General features: G+C 68.5%; 13 protein-coding genes. 1 reads left to right on the top strand and 12 read right to left on the bottom strand.

The features are described 5' to 3' along the window. Positions 1-61: 61 nt before the first annotated feature. From J2T47_RS11455 to J2T47_RS11420, 8 genes are all read right to left on the bottom strand, one after another. The gene (locus tag J2T47_RS11455; RefSeq protein ID WP_253446222.1) at positions 62-1210 is read right to left on the bottom strand and encodes an acyl-CoA dehydrogenase family protein; all 1149 of its coding nucleotides are present in this window, start codon (positions 1208-1210) and stop codon (positions 62-64) included. 78 nt (positions 1211-1288) lie between these two features. Next, positions 1289-2116 carry an SDR family NAD(P)-dependent oxidoreductase gene (locus J2T47_RS11450; protein WP_253446219.1) on the bottom strand — a complete coding sequence of 276 codons (828 nt, stop codon included), beginning with the start codon at positions 2114-2116 and terminating at the stop codon, positions 1289-1291. A gap of 15 nt (positions 2117-2131) precedes the next feature. Next, complete coding sequence (locus J2T47_RS11445; protein WP_253446217.1) at positions 2132-2539, bottom strand: MaoC family dehydratase; 408 nt, start codon at positions 2537-2539, stop codon at positions 2132-2134. Positions 2540-2549: 10 nt separating this feature from the next. Next, entirely contained in the window at positions 2550-2993 is a 444-nt protein-coding gene (locus J2T47_RS11440) for a MaoC family dehydratase N-terminal domain-containing protein (protein WP_253446214.1), read from the bottom strand. Positions 2994-3009: 16 nt separating this feature from the next. Next, on the bottom strand, positions 3010-4194 hold the full coding sequence (locus tag J2T47_RS11435) for a lipid-transfer protein (RefSeq protein WP_253446211.1): 1185 nt from the start codon (positions 4192-4194) through the stop codon (positions 3010-3012). A gap of 35 nt (positions 4195-4229) precedes the next feature. After that, the gene (locus J2T47_RS11430; protein ID WP_253446208.1) at positions 4230-5786 is read right to left on the bottom strand and encodes an acyl-CoA synthetase; all 1557 of its coding nucleotides are present in this window, start codon (positions 5784-5786) and stop codon (positions 4230-4232) included. 424 nt (positions 5787-6210) lie between these two features. Next, positions 6211-7899, bottom strand: coding sequence for a GMC family oxidoreductase (locus J2T47_RS11425; protein ID WP_253446206.1), 1689 nt, complete (start codon positions 7897-7899; stop codon positions 6211-6213). A 47-nt stretch (positions 7900-7946) separates the two neighbouring features. Then, on the bottom strand, positions 7947-9077 hold the full coding sequence (locus tag J2T47_RS11420; protein WP_253446203.1) for a CaiB/BaiF CoA transferase family protein: 1131 nt from the start codon (positions 9075-9077) through the stop codon (positions 7947-7949). A gap of 273 nt (positions 9078-9350) precedes the next feature. Here J2T47_RS11420 and J2T47_RS11415 point away from each other — a divergent pair, with 273 nt between their 5' ends. Then, positions 9351-12062, top strand: a complete 2712-nt coding sequence (locus tag J2T47_RS11415) for a LuxR C-terminal-related transcriptional regulator (protein WP_253446200.1) — start codon at positions 9351-9353, stop codon at positions 12060-12062. Between the two features lie 288 nt (positions 12063-12350). Here the strand turns inward: J2T47_RS11415 and J2T47_RS11410 are convergent, their stop codons facing one another. The 4 genes from J2T47_RS11410 to J2T47_RS11395 all read right to left on the bottom strand — a co-directional run. Beyond that, positions 12351-13184 (bottom strand): HpcH/HpaI aldolase/citrate lyase family protein, encoded by an 834-nt coding sequence (locus J2T47_RS11410; protein ID WP_253446197.1) that lies wholly within the window; start codon positions 13182-13184, stop codon positions 12351-12353. A gap of 14 nt (positions 13185-13198) precedes the next feature. Beyond that, positions 13199-14389, bottom strand: coding sequence for a CaiB/BaiF CoA transferase family protein (locus J2T47_RS11405; protein ID WP_253446194.1), 1191 nt, complete (start codon positions 14387-14389; stop codon positions 13199-13201). Positions 14390-14468: 79 nt separating this feature from the next. Further along, positions 14469-15818, bottom strand: coding sequence for an MmgE/PrpD family protein (locus J2T47_RS11400; RefSeq protein WP_253446191.1), 1350 nt, complete (start codon positions 15816-15818; stop codon positions 14469-14471). 18 nt (positions 15819-15836) lie between these two features. Next, positions 15837-16268, bottom strand: a 432-nt coding sequence (locus tag J2T47_RS11395) for an acyl-CoA dehydrogenase family protein (RefSeq protein WP_253446188.1), incomplete at its 5' end; no start/stop codon positions are given.

The raw sequence follows: 16268 nt of genomic DNA, 5'->3' as shown, positions 1-16268 counted from the left end.
CTCGCGGCGGGCATCCCGGCGGGAATGGCCGGACCGCACGCAGCGGCCCGGCCCACCCGCATCACAGGGTGCGGGCGATGATTTCCTTCATGATTTCGTTGGAGCCGCCGAAGATGCGGCCCACCCGGGCGTTGGCGTACATCCGCGCAATGGGGTACTCGAGCATGTAGCCGTAGCCGCCGTGCAGCTGCAGGCACTCGTCGATCACCTTGCAGTTCTGCTCGGTGCTCCACCACTTGGCGATGGCTGCGGTCTCGCCGGACAGCTCGCCCTTGAGCACCTTGACCATGCAGTCGTCGACGAAGGCGCGGGCAATGACGGCGGTGCTCTGGCACTCGGCGAGCTTGAAGCGGGTGTTCTGCAGGTCCAGCAGGGTCTGGCCGAACACCTTGCGGCTGCGCACATACTCCACCGTCTCGGCCACCGCGCGCTCCATGGTGGCCAGCGCGCCGAGGGCGATGATCATGCGTTCCTGGGGCAGTTGCTGCATCAGCTGGATGAAGCCCTTGCCCTCCTCCGGGCCGAGCAGGTTGCTGGCCGGCACACGCACGTCGTCGAAGAACAGTTCGGTGGTGTCCTGGCCCTTCTGGCCGATCTTTTCCAGGATGCGGCCGCGGCGGAAGCCGGGCAGGTCCCTGGTCTCGATGACGATGATCGAGGTGCCCTTGGCGCCCTTCTCCGGGTCGGTCTTGGCCACCACCAGGATGAGGTCGGCGTGGTAGCCGTTGGTGATGAAGGTCTTCGAGCCGTTGATCACGTACTCGTCGCCATCACGCACGGCGCGGGTCTTGATCGCCTGCAGGTCGGAGCCGGCGCCCGGCTCGGACATGGCGATGGCACCCACCATCTCGCCGCGGGCCATCTTCGGCAGCCAGTCGAGCTTCTGCTCTTCGCTGGCGTAGCGCAGCAGGTAGTGCGCGACGATGCCGCTGTGCACGTTGGTGCCCAGGCTGGAGCACATCGCCCGGCTCTGTTCCAGGGTGACGATGGCGTCGTGGGCGAAGGTGCCGCCACCGCCGCCGTACTGTTCGGGGATGCTCGGCAGCAGCATGCCGAACTCGCCGGCCTTCAGCCAGATGTCGCGGTCGATGTACTGCTGCTTCCACCAGCGCTCTTCATGGGGCACCAGTTCGTTGGCGATGAAGCGGCGGATGGAGTCCTGGAAGATCACCAGGTCGTCGGTGATCCACGGCGATTGAGTGGCGCTCATGGCGGCTCCTCGGCAGACGATTCGGGAAACGATCGGTATAAGACGGCCGGCCGCACGGGGCGGCCGGCAAAGGGACGGTCAGGGGCGACCGCCGCCGACAACCAGCACCTGGCCGGAGACGTAGTTCGACTCGGGGATGCAGAACAGGTAGACGCTACCGGCGGCCTCTTCCGGCGTGCCGGCGCGGCCCATGGGGATCATGGCGGCGACGTTCTTCGCCATCTGCTCGCTGATGCCGACCTTCAGTTCGCGGCCACCGACGTTGATGGTGGCGCCCTCACCCGCTGCGGCGGAGGTCAGGCGGGTCTCGATCAGGCCGAAGGCGACGCTGTTGACGCAGACCTTGTAGCGGCCCCACTCCTTGGCCAGGGCCTTGGTCAGGCCGTTGATCGCGGATTTGGCGGCCGAGTAGTTGGCCTGGCCGGGGTTGCCCATCACGCCGGAGACGGAGGAAATGTTGACCACCTTGCGGAACACCTCGCGGCCTTCCTCGGCCTCCTTCTTGGCGGCTTCGCGGAAGTGCCCGGAAGCGGCGCGCAGGATGCGGAACGGCGCGGAGACGTGGACTTCCATGATGTCGTCCCACTGCTGGTCGGTCATCTTCTGGATCACGTTGTCCCAGGTGTAGCCGGCGTTGTTGACGATGATATCGAGGCCGCCGAAGGCCTCCAGGGCGGTGTTCACGAAGCGCTCGCCGAAGTCCTTTTCAGTCACGCTGCCGACGCAGGCGACGGCGCGGCCACCCTCGGCGACGATCTGCGCGACCACTTCCTCGGCCGGGGCGGCGTCGAGGTCGTTGACCACCACGGCGGCGCCGTCGCGGTGCAGCTTGAGGGCGATTTCACGGCCGATGCCACGGCCGGAACCGGAAACGATGGCGACCTGGCCTGCAAGTTTGTTGTTCATTGTTGTTCTCCTGTTTCAGGCGTCCAGGGCCACGACGGCTTCGCCGGACAGTTTGATTTCACCCGCCTGGTTGCGGGTGGTGATTTCCAGGCGCAGGGTGCCGGCGGCCGCGTCCTTCTCCAGCACGCGGCCGGAGCAGGTGATGGCGTCGCCCAGCTGGGTGATCGCAGCGAAGCGCACCGAGTAGCTGCGCAGGCGCTCCTGCGCCACCCAGTTGGTCAGCAGCCGGCCGAGGTAGGCCATGGACAGCATCCCGTGGGCGAACACGTCGGGCATGCCGGCCTTCTTCGCGAAGTCGATGTCGACGTGGATCGGGTTGTGGTCTCCCGAGGCGCCGCAGTACAGCGCCAGGGTGGTGCGGTTCACCGGGTCGGTGGTGAAGCTCGGCAATTCGTCGCCGACGGCGATGGCATTCAGGTTCACGTTCGGCTCCTTATCCGTTGCGTACGACGAGGCTGTTGCGCAGTTCCGCCACCAGTTCGCCGGCGCCGTTGCTGACGCGGGTTTCGCGCACCACGAACTCCAGGGCGCCGCCCTTCTTGTCGTAGATGTCGACGATCTTCGTCTCGAAGCTCAGGCGCTCGCCGGCGAAGGCCATGCGGTGGTAGGTGAAGCCCTGCTCGGCATGGAGAATGCGGCCGAGGTCGATGTTCAGGCGCTTGAGCACCGAACCCGAGCCGCCGGCTTCCATGTCCAGGCAGAAGAGGAAGGTCGGCGGCACCGGCAGGCCGGGGTAGCCGGCGTCGCGGGCGGCGGTTTCGTCGCTGTAGCGCGCATCCGTCTGGCCGGTGGCCTTGGCGAAGAAGCGCAGGCGCCCTGCCTCGACCAGTTGCGTGTGGCTGGAGACCACCGCGCCGATATGGCTCTTGTCGATCATGCTCGCGGCTCCCCGGTTACTGGCGCTGGAACAGGGTGACGACGCAGGCGCCGCCCAGGCCCAGGTTGTGCTGCAGGGCGAAGCGCGCGCCTTCCACCTGGGTGGCGTCGGCGGTCCCGCGCAGCTGGCGGGTCAGCTCGAAGCACTGGGCCAGGCCGGTGGCGCCCAGCGGGTGGCCCTTGGAGAGCAGGCCGCCGGAGGGGTTGGTGACGATGCGGCCGCCGTAGGTGTTGTCGCCGTCGAGGATGAATTTCTCGGCGCTGCCCTCGGGGGTCAGCATCAGGCCTTCGTAGGTGATCAGCTCGTTGGCGGTGAAGCAGTCGTGCAGCTCGACCACCTGGATGTCCTGCGGGCCGACGCCGGCCTTCTCGTACACGATGTTGGCGGCATTGCGGGTCATGTCGTAGCCGACGACCTTGCGCATGTCGCCTTCGTCGAAGGTGCTGTTGCGGTCGGTGGTCATGGCCTGGGCGGCGATCACCACGTCGGTGCGCAGGCCATGCTTCTTCGCGAAGGCCTCGGTGCAGACGATGGCGGCGGCCGCACCACAGGTCGGCGGGCAGCACTGCAGGCGGGTCAGCGGGTCGAAGATCATCGGCGAGGCCATCACTTCATCGACGCTGACCACGTTGCGGAACACCGCCAGCGGGTTGCGCGCGGCGTGCTGGCTGGCTTTGACGCGGATGCGGGCGAAGACTTCGCGGCTGATGCCGTATTCCTTCATGTAGGCGCGGCCGGCGCCGCCGAAGAACTGCGCGGCGCGCGGCGCGGCCTCGTCGAAGCCCTGCACCTGGGTCATGGTCTTGGCGAAGCGGTCCATCGGGCCGGTGCGGTCGGTATAGGCGCCCTTCAGCGCGCCGGGGACCATCTGTTCGAAGCCCAGAGCGATGGCGCACTCGACGGCGCCGCTTTCCACCGCCTGGCGTGCCAGGAACAGCGCAGTGGAGCCGGTGGCGCAGTTGTTGTTGACGTTGACCACCGGGATGCCGGTCAGGCCGACGCCGTAGACCGCCGCCTGGCCGCAGGTGGAGTCGCCGTAGACGTAGCCCACGTAGGCCTGCTGTACCAGCGCATAGTCGATGCCGGCGTCGGCCAGCGCGGCCTTGGCCGCATTGGCGCCCATGATGTGGTACTCGTCGCTCTGGCCCGGCTTGGTAAAGGGGATCATGCCGACCCCGGCCACCACTACTTTATTGCTCATGAGTTTCTCCTTGGGGATGGGCGTGTCGCGCGCCGTCAGTTGACGGCGCGGTTCTGGTCTTTCCAGTAGGGAGCGCGGAGGTCGCGCTTGAGCACCTTGCCGGCCGCCGAGAGCGGCAGCGCGGCAACGAACTCGACGGATTTCGGGCACTTGTAGCCGGCGATGTGCTGGGCGCAGTGGGCGCGGATGTCGTCGGAGCAGACGTCGCTGCCGGCGTGCAGCACGACCACCGCGTGCACCGCCTCGCCCCAGCGCTCGTGGGGGATGCCGATCACCGCGCAGCTCTGCACGGACGGGTGGCGGGCCACGACGTTCTCGACCTCGGCGGAGTACACGTTCTCGCCGCCGGTGACGATCATGTCCTTGAGGCGGTCGACGATGAACAGGAAGCCGCGCTCGTCCATGTAGGCGCCGTCGCCGGTGTGCAGCCAGCCGTTGCGCAGGGTCCTGGCGGTCTCCTCCGGGCGGTTCCAGTAGCCGAGCATGACGTTGGGGCCGCAGACGATGATCTCGCCGACCACGCCACGGGGGACTTCGTTGCCCTCCTCGTCGACGATCTTCACCAGGCCGCCGAAGCCACCGCGCCCGGCGCTGCGCACCAGGCCGCTGGCGATGCCCTCGGCCTGGTGGGTCCAGTCCGGGCTCACCGAAATCACCGGCGAGGTCTCGGTCATGCCGTAGGCCTGCATGAAGGCGATGCCGGGGAACTTGGCCAGCGCCTGCTCCAGCACCGGCAGGGAAATCGGCGAGGCGCCGTAGGCCATACGCTTGAGACAGGACAGGTCGTGGCGCTCGAAGTCCGGGTGGTTGATCACCGCCTGCAGCATGGTCGGCACCAGCAGCATCTCGTTGATGCGCTCGCGCTCGATGGTCTGCAGCACTTCCAGCGGGTCGAACATCGGGATGAACACGTTGACGTAGCCGCCGATCACCTGGCTCAGGCAGCGCGCCATCGCGGCGGTGTGGAACATCGGCGCGGCGTGCAGGGTGCGCGAGTCGTCTTCGGCGGGGAACTCGGCCATGCGCGCCACGGCGGAAGACCAGAGGTTCAGGTGCGACTGCATCACGCCCTTGGGCAGGCCGGTGGTGCCGCCGGTGTACATGATCGATGCGAGGTCGTTGCCGCCGCGCAGGACGTCGGCGATGGGCTCGTGGCTGGCGATCAGGCCTTCGAAGGAATGCATGCCCTCGGGCGCCGCGCCGTCACCGACGTGGATCAGCACGGGCGCGCTCCTGGCGCCGGCGCGGATGCCTTCGGCCAGATGCAGGAAGTGGTCGTCGATCAGCAGGATTTCGGTCTGGCAGTCGTCCAGCGAGTAGACGATCTCCGGCACGCTCCAGCGGATGTTCACCGGGTTGAGCACGCCGCCGCCCCACCAGGTGGCGAGCATGTACTCCAGGTAGCGATCCGAGTTCAGGGCGAGCATGCCGACCCGGTCGCCATTGCGCATGCCCAGCGCCTGCAGGGCCGCGGCCAGGCGCGAGACGCGCTCGCCCTGCTCGCGGAAGGTCCGCGTGCGGCCGCGGAAGATGGTCGCGACGTGGTCCGGGTCCTGCTGCAGCATGCGTTGCAGGCCTTGGGTCAGGTACATGGCAGGTCTCCAATCGATGTTGTTCTTGTGAGTTCGATACTAGGGAGCGGCGTTTGGCGCGGCGTCGGTCGAAGGGATGAAGCTGCGGTGGTTTGGCGGGTGGTTCGAAGGGACTAGTGCGTTGGGGGACAGCGATCACGGGCATGGGACGCGGCTTGAAGCCCTGCCCTCTCCCTAACCCTGGCTGCGCGCCCCGCTCCGAAGGGAGAGGGGACTGTCCTGAGTCAATCGCCGCTCAGGAGCTCGCCTGTCGCTACCGGCTGAGGCCGATCCATTGCCGTGCACCGGACGACCCCCTCTCCCTTCAGGGAGAGGGCTGGGGAGAGGGAGCGATGCCAATCCACTACGCCAAGGCAAAAACCCTGGAACCAAAAAGGGCCGGGCGCCCGAAGCCGCCCGGCCCTTCCCCCGTACAACCTTCGTATCAGCTGGGCTGCAGTTCACCCAGCGATGCGGCGCGGCCCAGCTGGGCGTCGTTGCGCTCGGCCAGCAGCAGGTCGGCGCACTTCTCGCCGACCATGATGGTCGGCGCGTTGGTGTTGCCGCCTACCTGCAGCGGGATCACCGAGGCGTCCGCCACGCGCAGGCCCTGGACGCCGCGCACGCGCAGCTGCGGGTCGACCACCGACTGCTCGTCGCCACCCATCCGGCAGCTGCCCACCGGGTGGTAAACGTTGTCGCAGTGCTCGCGGATCATCTGCTTCACCGCTTCGTCATCGCTGCCGTCGAATTTCAGGTGACCATGGAACAGCGGTTTGCCGCCGAAGCGCGTGAGTACCGGCTGCTCGAGGATTTCATGCACCAGTTTCACGCCCTTGAGCATGGTCGCCATGTCGCGTTCGTCCTTGAGCAGGTTCAGCTCGATCAGCGGGTCGTCGCGCATGTCGGCGCTGTGCAGGCGAATCTGCCCGCGGCTGTGCGGGCGCAGCACGCAGACGTGGATCGAGTAGCCGCTGCCGTAGTGGAAGGTGCGCCCGTGGTTGTCGCCCGAGGACATCACGAAGTGCAGCTGGATGTCCGGGTCGGCCAGCGTCGGATCGGTCTTGAGGAAGGCCCCGGCCTCGGTGAAGGTGCGGGTGAACAGGCCGCCGCGCTCGCGCTTGTACTTGCGCCACTGCCCCAGGTAACTGAGGGCGCCGCGCACGGTCACGCCGAACAGGTCGGTGCTGAAGAGGCGCTTGTGCAGGATCAGGTCCGGGTGCTCCTGCAGGTTCTGCCCCACCTCGGGTGCGTCGTGCAGCGGCGCGATGCCCAGTTGCCGCAGGTGCGCGGCCGGGCCGATGCCGGACACCATCAGCAGTTGTGGCGAGACCAGGCTGCCGGCGCAGACGATCACTTCCCGCGAGGCATGCAGTGCCACTTCCTGGCCCTCGCGCTCCACCAGCACGCCGGTGGCGCGCGTGCCCTGGAACAGGATGCGCAGCGCCCGGCTGCCGGTGAGCACCTGCAGGTTATCGCGGCCGCCGTTGTGCGTCGCATCGTCGGCATTGCCCCGGTGCAGGTAGGCGCGTGCGGCGTTCCAGCGTTCGCCGTTGAACTGGGTGACCTGGAAGTAACCCACGCCCTCCTGCTGCGGCCCGTTGAAATCGTGGTTGTAGGCGTGGCCGGCGCTGGCCGCCGCCTCGATGAAGTGGCGCGCCCAGGAACACGGCGAGCGCGGATCGGTGACGTGCAGCGGGCCGCTGCCACCGTGCAGCGCGTCGTCCTTGCCGGCGGCGCGCTCGTTGTTCTCGGCGCGCTTGAAGTACGGCAGCACCTCTTTCCAGCTCCAGCCTTCGCAGCCGGCAGCGGCCCAGCCGTCATAGTCCGAAGGCGTACCGCGCAGGTAGAGCATGCCGTTGATCGAGGAGCTGCCGCCCAGCCCGCGACCGCGCGGCAGGTAGCTGGCGCGACCGGCCAGGCTCGGTTGTGCGGTGCTTTCGTAGGCGTAGTTGTAGTCACCCTTGCGCGGGATGGTCAGGACCAGCCCCACCGGCACCGTGACCTTGCCGTGGTGGTCGTGGCCGCCGGTTTCCAGCAGTGCCACCTTGCAGCCGGCATCGGCCAGCCGCCCGGCCACTGCGCAACCGGCCGAGCCGGCGCCTACCACGATGTATTCGTACAAGCGTTCCATGGGTTCACCTTTCTTGTTGTTGTGCGTTTGCCGCTGCTGAAGCGGGTTCAGATGACGCCGGCCTGCTGCAGGTCGGCGATGCGTTCGTCACTCAGTCCCCAGTCGCGCAGCACGGCTTCGCTCTGGGGTTCGCCCGCTGCCGGCGTCGGCGTGGCGGCCGGGGTGCGGCTGAAACGCGGCGCTGGTGCCGGCTGCAGGACGCCGCCCAGTTCGAGGTAGGTGCCGCGTTCGCGGTTGTGCGGGTGCTCGGCGGCCTCGGCCCAGTCCAGCACCGGGGCGAAGCAGGCGTCGCTGCCTTCGAGCAGCTCGCACCACTGGGCGCGGCTGCGCTGGAGGAACAGCGCGGTGAGCTTGGCCTTGAGCTGCGGCCACTGACGCGGATCCATCTGCTGCTGGAACTGCGGGTCGTCGATACCACAGCGCTGCAACAGCTCGGCGTAGAACTGCGGCTCGATGGCGCCCAGGGCGATGAAGCGGCCGTCAGCACAGGCGTAGGTGTCGTAGAAGTGCGCGCCGCCGTCGAGCAGGTTGGCGCCGCGCTCATCGCTCAGGCGGCCGCCCGCACGGAAGCCGTACATCATCGCCGAGAGCAGCGCGGTGCCGTCGGTCATGGCGGCGTCGACGACTTGCCCCTTGCCGGAGCGCTGAGCCTCCAGCAGCGCGCAGAGCACGCCGAAACCCAGCAGCATGCCGCCGCCGCCGAAGTCGCCGATGTAGTTGTGCGGCACCACCGGCTTCTCCCCGGGCCGGCCGATGGCGTGCAGTGCGCCGGCCAGGGCGATGTAGTTGATGTCGTGGCCGGCGGCCTGGGCCAGCGGGCCGCTCTGGCCCCAGCCGGTCATGCGGCCGTAGACCAGTTGTGGATTGCGCTGCAGGCACTGCTCCGGACCCAGGCCCAGACGCTCCATCACGCCGGGGCGGAAACCCTCGATCAGCGCGTCGGCGCCCTCCGCCAGTTGCAGCAGGGTTTCCACCCCTTCGCTCTGGCGCAGGTCCAGGGCGACGGCGCGGCGGCCACGGCCGAGCACATCGAAACGCGCCCGCTCGCCCAGCGCCTGGCCGGGGCGTTGCACGCGAATCACCTCGGCGCCCATGTCGGCCAGCAGCATGGCGCAGAACGGTGCCGGCCCCAGGCCGACCATCTCGATTACCTTCAATCCCGTCAGCGGGCCCGCCATCGCATCGCTCCTGTCTGGCTGTGCAAGCGCCGGGATATCCGGCGGCACCCCAGCCTAGCGACGGGCCAGCGGGCAACAATGGATCGAACGGACGAAACACGGACTAGTCCGCGCGGGGCGAATCACGGGGCTCGGACGTGCCTCAAACTGCCGAGTAGTTCGAATGGACGACTGCGATCCCGCCGCCGGCCGTGGCAAGATGCCGCCACATAGAAAAACAAATGAGCCGGCGGCGCGCCCAGCGCAGCCACAGGACCGGCCCGCGGAGTTGCCATGTCTGCCCAGTTTTCCGCCCCCTCTGCCACCGGGACCGCCGCGCCGCCGCGCATCCTGTCGAGCAAGTTCGCCACCCCGTCGGTGTCCGCCAGCCACCTGCCCCGCCAGCACCTGCTGGAGCAGATGGAGCAGTCCAGCGCGCGGCTGATCCTGATCCGCGCTGCCGCCGGCTTCGGCAAGACGACCCTCCTGCAGCAGTACCGCGAGCGCTGCCTGGCCCAGGAGCGCCAGGTGCTCTGGCTCAATCTGGATGCAGCGGACAACGACCTGCAGCGCTTCGTCGCGCACCTCGGCAACGGCCTGTGCCAACTCGACGCCACGCCGACCGCCGAGCCGCAGGGCCTGTCCCAGCAGATGCAGACGCTGCTGGAAGAACTCTCCGACCGCACCCGCCCCTTCGCCCTGCTGCTGGACGAGTTCGAGGCGCTCCACAACCCGGCGGTGCTCAACTTCGTCCAGCAACTGATCGACACCCTGCCGCCCTGCGGCGTGCTGGTACTGGCCTCGCGCTCGACCCCGGACATCGGCCTGGGGCGCATCCGCGCCCGTGGCCAGCTGCTGGAGTTCAACCCCGGCGCGCTGCGTTTCTCCCTCGAAGAGGCGACGCGCTTCATCCGCGACAAGCGCGAGCTGCCGCTGCGTGACGCCGAGATCGCCACGCTCTACCGCTGCACCGAGGGCTGGATCACCGCCATCTATCTCGCCAGCCTGTCGCTGCAGGGGCGCAATGACCACGCGGCCTTCGTCTCCAGCTTCTCCGGCAGCAACCTGGAGCTGGCCGAGTACCTGACCGAGGACATCCTGGCGCGGCAAAGCGAGGCCTGCCGGCAGTTCCTTCTGCTCACCAGCGTGCTCGACCAGCTCAGCGTACCGCTGTGCAATGCCGTCACCGGCGGGCAGGACGGCCAGGAGATGCTCGCCTACCTGGAACGCGCCAACCTGTTCCTGTTCCCGCTGGACAGCGAACACCAGTGGTTCCGCTACCACAGTCTGTTCGCCAGCTACCTGCGCGATGCCCTGCAGCGCTACTACCCCGGCCAGGCCGCGCGGCTGCACCAGCTGGCGGCGCAGTGGTACCTGGCCGAGCAGCGCCCGGTGCCGGCCATCGATCACCTGCTGCAGGCCGGCGCCCGCGACGAGGCCGCGCTGCATCTGACCCGGCATGTCGGCGAATTCATGGACGTGGGCCGCTCGCGTCTGCTGCTGCGCTGGCTCGACCAGATTCCGCCGCAGACCCTGCAGCGCTACCCGAACCTCTGCCTGGGCTACTCCTGGACCCTGGCCCTGCACCGCCGCTACAGCGACGCCCTGGCCAGCATCGCGCTGATCCATGGCGCCACCGAAGACGGCGAGCAACCATTGGCGCTGGAAGCGGAAACCATCCGCTGCCTGCTGTTCGCCCTCACCGACCAGGTGGAAGCCTGCTGCGAGGCGGGCCTGGCGCATATTTCACGGATCCCCGATGACGAGCAGTTCCAGTACGGTGTGATCGCCAACTGCCTGGGCTACAGCCTGGTTTCCACCGGCCGTTACGAGGAGGCGCGGCGCCTGCTGTCGCGGGCCATCCTGCGCTGCTCGCAGAGCCGCACCCAATCCATGGGCAGCGTCGCCAGTTGCCTGGAGGGCGCGCTGGATATGATCCAGGGGCGCCTGGGCAATGCCGTGGCGCGCCTGCAGGCGGCCTTCCCGACGCAGATCGCGGGCGGCGCGGAGAAGATCCTCGCCGGGCGGCCGTCGCTGGAGATCACCCTGTCCATCGCCCTCTACGAAACCGACGCGCTGGACGAAGTGGAGCAGCTGCTGGGCGAGGTCCTGCCCCACGCCAAGGAAAGCAGCCCGCCGGATTCGCTGATTTCCTGCCATGTGCTGCTGGCCCGCGTCGCCCTGCTCAAGGGCGACCGCGACGCCTGGCTGCGCCTGCTGGCGGACCTGGAACAGATCGGCCAGCAGTCCGGCTCGGCGCGGGTGATCTGCTCGGCCTGGCTGGAGCGTGCCCGCGCGGCAACCCTGGAGAATCGCCTGGAATCGGCGCGCCAGTCGCTGCGTTACGCGGAACTGCATGGCGACTGGGAGCGGCCGGGCATCCTGCTGCACGGCAACGACGTGGACACCCCGAGCATCGCCCGCTTCCGCCTGCGCATCGCCCAGGGCGACTGCGAGGACACCGAGCGCGAGCTGCGCGAAGCCATGGCCGAGGCCAACGCCCGCCAGCACCATCGCCGCGAACTCAAGCTGCGCCTGCTGCACGCACTGGCGCTCGGCGCGCTGGAGCGCACCGAGGAGTCCTTCGAGGCGCTCAGCGAAGCACTGCGCTTCGCCAGCCACGAGGGCTTCATGCGCACCTTCCTCGACGAGGGCCCGCGCCTGGGCAGTCTGCTGCAACGCTGGGCCGTACCGCACCAGGCGCAGTCGCGGGCGCTGGGGATCGAGCCGCGCTTCCTCACCACCCTGCTGCAGCGCTTCGTCGGCCACGGCGAGACGCCGAATAACGGCCAGACGCCCGGTGCTGCCGGCGAGGGCCTGACCACCCGCGAGATCCAGGTGATCCGCCTGCTGGCGGCCGGGCACCGGAACAAGGTGATCGCCGAGAAGATGTTCCTCTCCGAATTCACCGTGAAATCCCATCTGCGCAACATCAACGCCAAGCTCGGCGCCCAGGGGCGTACCGAGGCCGTGGCGATTGCAAGGGCGCGGGGGTTGCTGGATTGAGCTGAACAGCGCGAGTCCGACCTGCGCGCTGGTATTCCCCTGCAGGAGCGGCCGGGTGTCCCAGCACAAAGGCACGGGATTCGTGAACAGGGATGAGGGCTGGACGCCCGGCCCCGCCCTCTCCCCCCGCCCTCTCCCTGAAGGGAGAGGGGGCTATCCGTGCCGACTGACGCCACGGTTCCCACTGGTGCCGATCCAGTCCCCTCTCCCTTCGGAGCGGGGCGCGTAGCCAGGGTTAGGGAGAGGGGAAACCCAGGCGCGGAATTTCAGAGAGCGATAAAGAGGCCGTCAGTCGCCCGCGCTGGCCAGCAACCGGCGGGCGCGGCCCAGCACCGGGGCGTCGACCATCTGCCCGTCGACCTGGAAGGCCGCCGCACCACTCTCGGCGGCAGCCGCCACGCGCCGTGCCCAGTCCAGCTCATCGCCGCTCGGGGCCAGCGCCGCATGGGCGACACCCACCTGTTTGGGATGAATGCACAGCGCACCGAGCAGGCCGAGGTCACGGCCATGGCGGATGGTCGCGGCGAAGCCTTCGGCGTCGTCGAAAGCCGGGAACACGGTATCCAGCGGCGGCTGCAGGTCGTTTACCCGCGAATGCAGCAGCAGGCTCAGGCGCACCTGGTCGTAGACCACGGCGGCAGCCTGGGTACCGCTGCTCATGCCGATGTCCAGCGCCAGGTCGAGGCCGCCGAAGGTCAGGCGCTCCACACCCTCGCAGGCAGCGATTTCGCCCAGCGCGAGCAGGCCACGGGCGCTCTCGATGAGCGGCCAGACCGGCTTGCCGCAGGAGGCGGCAATGCGCACCTGCATCGCCCGCTCGGCCTTGGGCAGCAGGATGCCGATGACGCCCGGCAGGCGTCGGCAGAGTTCAAGATCGGCGGCCTGCTCCGGATCGCCGGCGGCGTTCACCCGCACCCGCACGCGGGCCTCCGGGTTGGCGTCGAGGTAGGCCTCCAGGTTGTCACGGGCCTGGGCCTTGAGCGACGCCTCGACGGCGTCCTCGAAGTCGACGATCACCGCGTCGGCGCCGCTGGCCAGGGCCTTGGCGAAGCGCTCCGGACGGCTGCCGGGGACGAACAGCGCGGTGCGGACGATGGAATCCACCGGGCTTTGCTGAATCATTGGGTTCTCCTGGGTCATACCGCACCCTGCTCGTGCAGGCGCTGGATATCACCGGGGGTATAACCCAGTTCCTTCAATATGTCATCGGTCTGCTGACCTAAAGCCGGCACGCCATCCATGCGCGGTGCATAGGCGTTGCTGTTCACCGGCGGCAGCAATGCCGGCAGGCGACCGGCCGGGCTGTCGATTTCACGCCAGCGGTCGCGGGCGGCCAGCTGCGGGTGCTGCCACAGCCCACGCATGTCGTTGACGTGGGCGTTGGCGATCTGCGCCTGCTCCAGGCGTTCGACCACCTGCTCGGCGCCAAGGCTGGCGAAGGCTTCGACGATCAGCCCACGCAGGGCATCGCGGTTGGCCACGCGCAGGCTGGTCGCGGTGAAACGCGGGTCGACCGCCAGCTCCGGACGCTGCAGGACCACTTCGCAGAACAGCTTCCACTCGCGCTCGTTCTGCACGCCGAGCATGACGCTGCCGCCATCGCCGGTGGGGAACGGCCCGTAGGGATAGATGGTGGCGTGGGCGGCACCGGCGCGCGGTGGCTGCGACTGGTCTTCGAAGGCGTAGTACATCGGGAAGCCCATCCATTCGGCCATGCCTTCGAGCATCGACACCTCGACGCGGCTGCCCTCCCCCGTGCGGCCACGCAGCAGCAGCGCGGAAAGGATGCCGCTGTAGGCGTACATGCCGGCGGAAATGTCGGCAATCGAGCAGCCGGCCTTGGCCATCTCGTCGGCGCCCGGCCCGCCGGTCACCGAGAGGAAGCCGCTCTCGCTCTGGATCAGCAGGTCGTAGGCCTTCTTCTGCTCATAGGGGCCGCCTTCGCCGTAGCCGGAAATGTCGCAGACGATCAGCCGCGGGAAGCGCTCGTGCAGCGCCTCGAACGACAACCCCAGGCGCGCAGCGGCGCCCGGCGCGAGGTTCTGCACCAGCACGTCGGCGCTTTCCAGCAGTTGCTCCAATACGGCCTGGGCCGGCTCCTGCTTGAGGTCCAGGGACAGGCTTTCCTTGGAGCGGTTGGTCCAGACGAAGTGCGAGGCCAGGCCGCGCACGCGCTCGTCATAGCCACGGGCGAAATCACCGACGCCGGGGCGTTCGACCTTGATCACGCGGGCGCCGAGATCGGCCAGCTGGCGGGTGCAGAACGGCGCGGCGATGGCGTGTTCCAGACTGATGACGGTGATGCCGTCGAGGGGACGCGAACTCATGGGCAACTCCAGACGCCGGCCGGCCGGCCGACGCTACGATTCGGTGGGAACGGGCGGTTTGACCGCCCGGAAAGCGCTATCAGTGGAAGTCGTCGAGGTTCGGCAACTGGTGCAGAGCCCAGCTGGCCTGCACCAGACGATCCGCCTCGGCCTCGCTGCGCTGGCCGGCGAAGGCCAGCAGGCGGCGGAACTTGTCTTCCAGTTCGGCGCGGCTCAGGCCATTGCCCGGATCGCCCTTGGGCTCGTCGATGGCGCCATGCAGCTGGCGGCCGTCAGTGGTGAGCACGTCGACGCGGCCAAGCCAGCGCCGCGGGTAGGCGCCGTCCACTTCCGCATCGAGCTGCATGCTGACCTTCTCGCGGAACGCCGATACCTCGGCGTCGCTCAGGGAGAATTCCTCGAACTCCACCAGACCGGCCTTGCCGTGCACGGCGATCAGGCCCAGCACGGTGCCCATGGAGAACTTTGCCTGGTGCACCGTCTGCGGCACGACTACGCGGCCGAGCACGTCGATGGCGCCCTGGTGCACGCGGGTGGTGACCTGGGCGATGTCGCCATGCTTGAGCCCTTCGCGCTGCATCAGGCCCAGCAGCGCATCGGCGGCGGGATGGGTGTGGCGGCAGGAGGCGTGGAACTTGTAGGAGGTCTCGCAGAGCGCCCAGCGGGTACCCAGGCCATCCACCAGACGGCTCGGGTCGGCGTCGCTGGACATGCCGGCAGCCATGCCCTGCTCGCCTTCGAGGATGTTCTGCGCGCCAGTCAGGCCATCGGCCGTCAGGTAGGCGGCGAGCAGGCCGTCAGCGGCGGCCTTGGCAGTGTGCAGCTGCTTGGAGTCGGCGGCGTCGCGGAGGAATTCCCAGAGCCCGGCGGCCTGGGTGCCGGCGCTGCCCAGGCAGTTGACGAACTGCCGGCTGTCCAGGCCCAGCAGCTTGCCCACGGCCACCGCGGCGGCCAGGGTGCCGACCGTGGCGGTGGTGTGGAAGATGCGGTAGTGCGAACGGCCGAGGAACTCGCCGATGCGGATGCCCGCCTCGTAGCCGGCGACGCTGGCGAGGATCAGTTCGCGGCCGGACTTGCCCAGCTCCTGCGCGGCCGCCAGGGCCGCCGGGAAGACCACGGTGGCCGGGTGCAGCACCGAGCTGTTGTGCAGGTCGTCCTGCTCCACCAGGTGCGAGCTGGCGCCATTGACCAGCGCAGCGAAGTACGCCGAGGTCGAGGTGCCGTCCACCAGCACGCGGCTCTTGCCCCTGGCCGGGCCCATGCGCTGGGCGTAGCGCTGGAACAGCGGGATCGGGTGGCGGTTCTGGCTGGCCAGGGCCGAGCCGAGCCAGTCGAGGAACAGCTCCTCGGTGTACTCGACCACGGCCGTGGGCAGGTCTTCGTAACGCAGGCCGGCAAGGAACTCGGCAAGGGCGTGGGTATTGTTCATTGTTCTTCTCGTCCCGGCTCAGAAGGAACGCGGCAGTTCGAGCAGGTGCTCGGCCACGTAGGACAGGATCAGGTTGGTGGAGATCGGCGCCACCTGGTACAGACGGGTCTCGCGGAACTTGCGCTCGACGTCGTATTCGTTGGCGAAGCCGAAACCGCCGTGGGTCTGCAGGCAGGCGTTGGCGGCTTCCCAGCTGGCCTTGGCGGCCAGGTACTTGGCCATGTTGGCGGCAGCGCCGGCGTTCTTGCCGCTGTCGTATTCCTGGCAGGCGCGCCAGCGCATCAGGTCGGCCGCCTCGATCTCGATATGCGCCTCGGCGATGGGGAACTGCACGCCCTGGTTCTGCCCGATCGGGCGGCCGAACACCACGCGGTCGCGGGCGTACTGCGCGGACTTCTCGGTGAACCAGCGGCCATCGCCGATGCACTCGGCGGCGATCAGGGTGCGCTC

The sequence above is a fragment of the Pseudomonas nitroreducens genome, assembly GCF_024170165.1.
Lineage (GTDB): Bacteria > Pseudomonadota > Gammaproteobacteria > Pseudomonadales > Pseudomonadaceae > Pseudomonas > Pseudomonas nitroreducens_C.
The sequence above is the reverse complement of the archived record's forward strand: the minus strand, read 5'-3'. Positions and strand labels throughout refer to the sequence as shown.

Coding starts and splice junctions, on each gene's coding strand:
- J2T47_RS11405 (WP_253446194.1), bottom strand. CDS start 14,389: ATGAGTTCGCGTCCCCTCGACGGCATCACCGTCATCAGTCTGGAACAC.
- J2T47_RS11425 (WP_253446206.1), bottom strand. CDS start 7,899: ATGGAACGCTTGTACGAATACATCGTGGTAGGCGCCGGCTCGGCCGGT.
- J2T47_RS11440 (WP_253446214.1), bottom strand. CDS start 2,993: ATGATCGACAAGAGCCATATCGGCGCGGTGGTCTCCAGCCACACGCAA.
- J2T47_RS11410 (WP_253446197.1), bottom strand. CDS start 13,184: ATGATTCAGCAAAGCCCGGTGGATTCCATCGTCCGCACCGCGCTGTTC.
- J2T47_RS11430 (WP_253446208.1), bottom strand. CDS start 5,786: ATGTACCTGACCCAAGGCCTGCAACGCATGCTGCAGCAGGACCCGGAC.
- J2T47_RS11415 (WP_253446200.1), top strand. CDS start 9,351: ATGTCTGCCCAGTTTTCCGCCCCCTCTGCCACCGGGACCGCCGCGCCG.
- J2T47_RS11450 (WP_253446219.1), bottom strand. CDS start 2,116: ATGAACAACAAACTTGCAGGCCAGGTCGCCATCGTTTCCGGTTCCGGC.
- J2T47_RS11435 (WP_253446211.1), bottom strand. CDS start 4,194: ATGAGCAATAAAGTAGTGGTGGCCGGGGTCGGCATGATCCCCTTTACC.
- J2T47_RS11455 (WP_253446222.1), bottom strand. CDS start 1,210: ATGAGCGCCACTCAATCGCCGTGGATCACCGACGACCTGGTGATCTTC.
- J2T47_RS11400 (WP_253446191.1), bottom strand. CDS start 15,818: ATGAACAATACCCACGCCCTTGCCGAGTTCCTTGCCGGCCTGCGTTAC.
- J2T47_RS11420 (WP_253446203.1), bottom strand. CDS start 9,077: ATGGCGGGCCCGCTGACGGGATTGAAGGTAATCGAGATGGTCGGCCTG.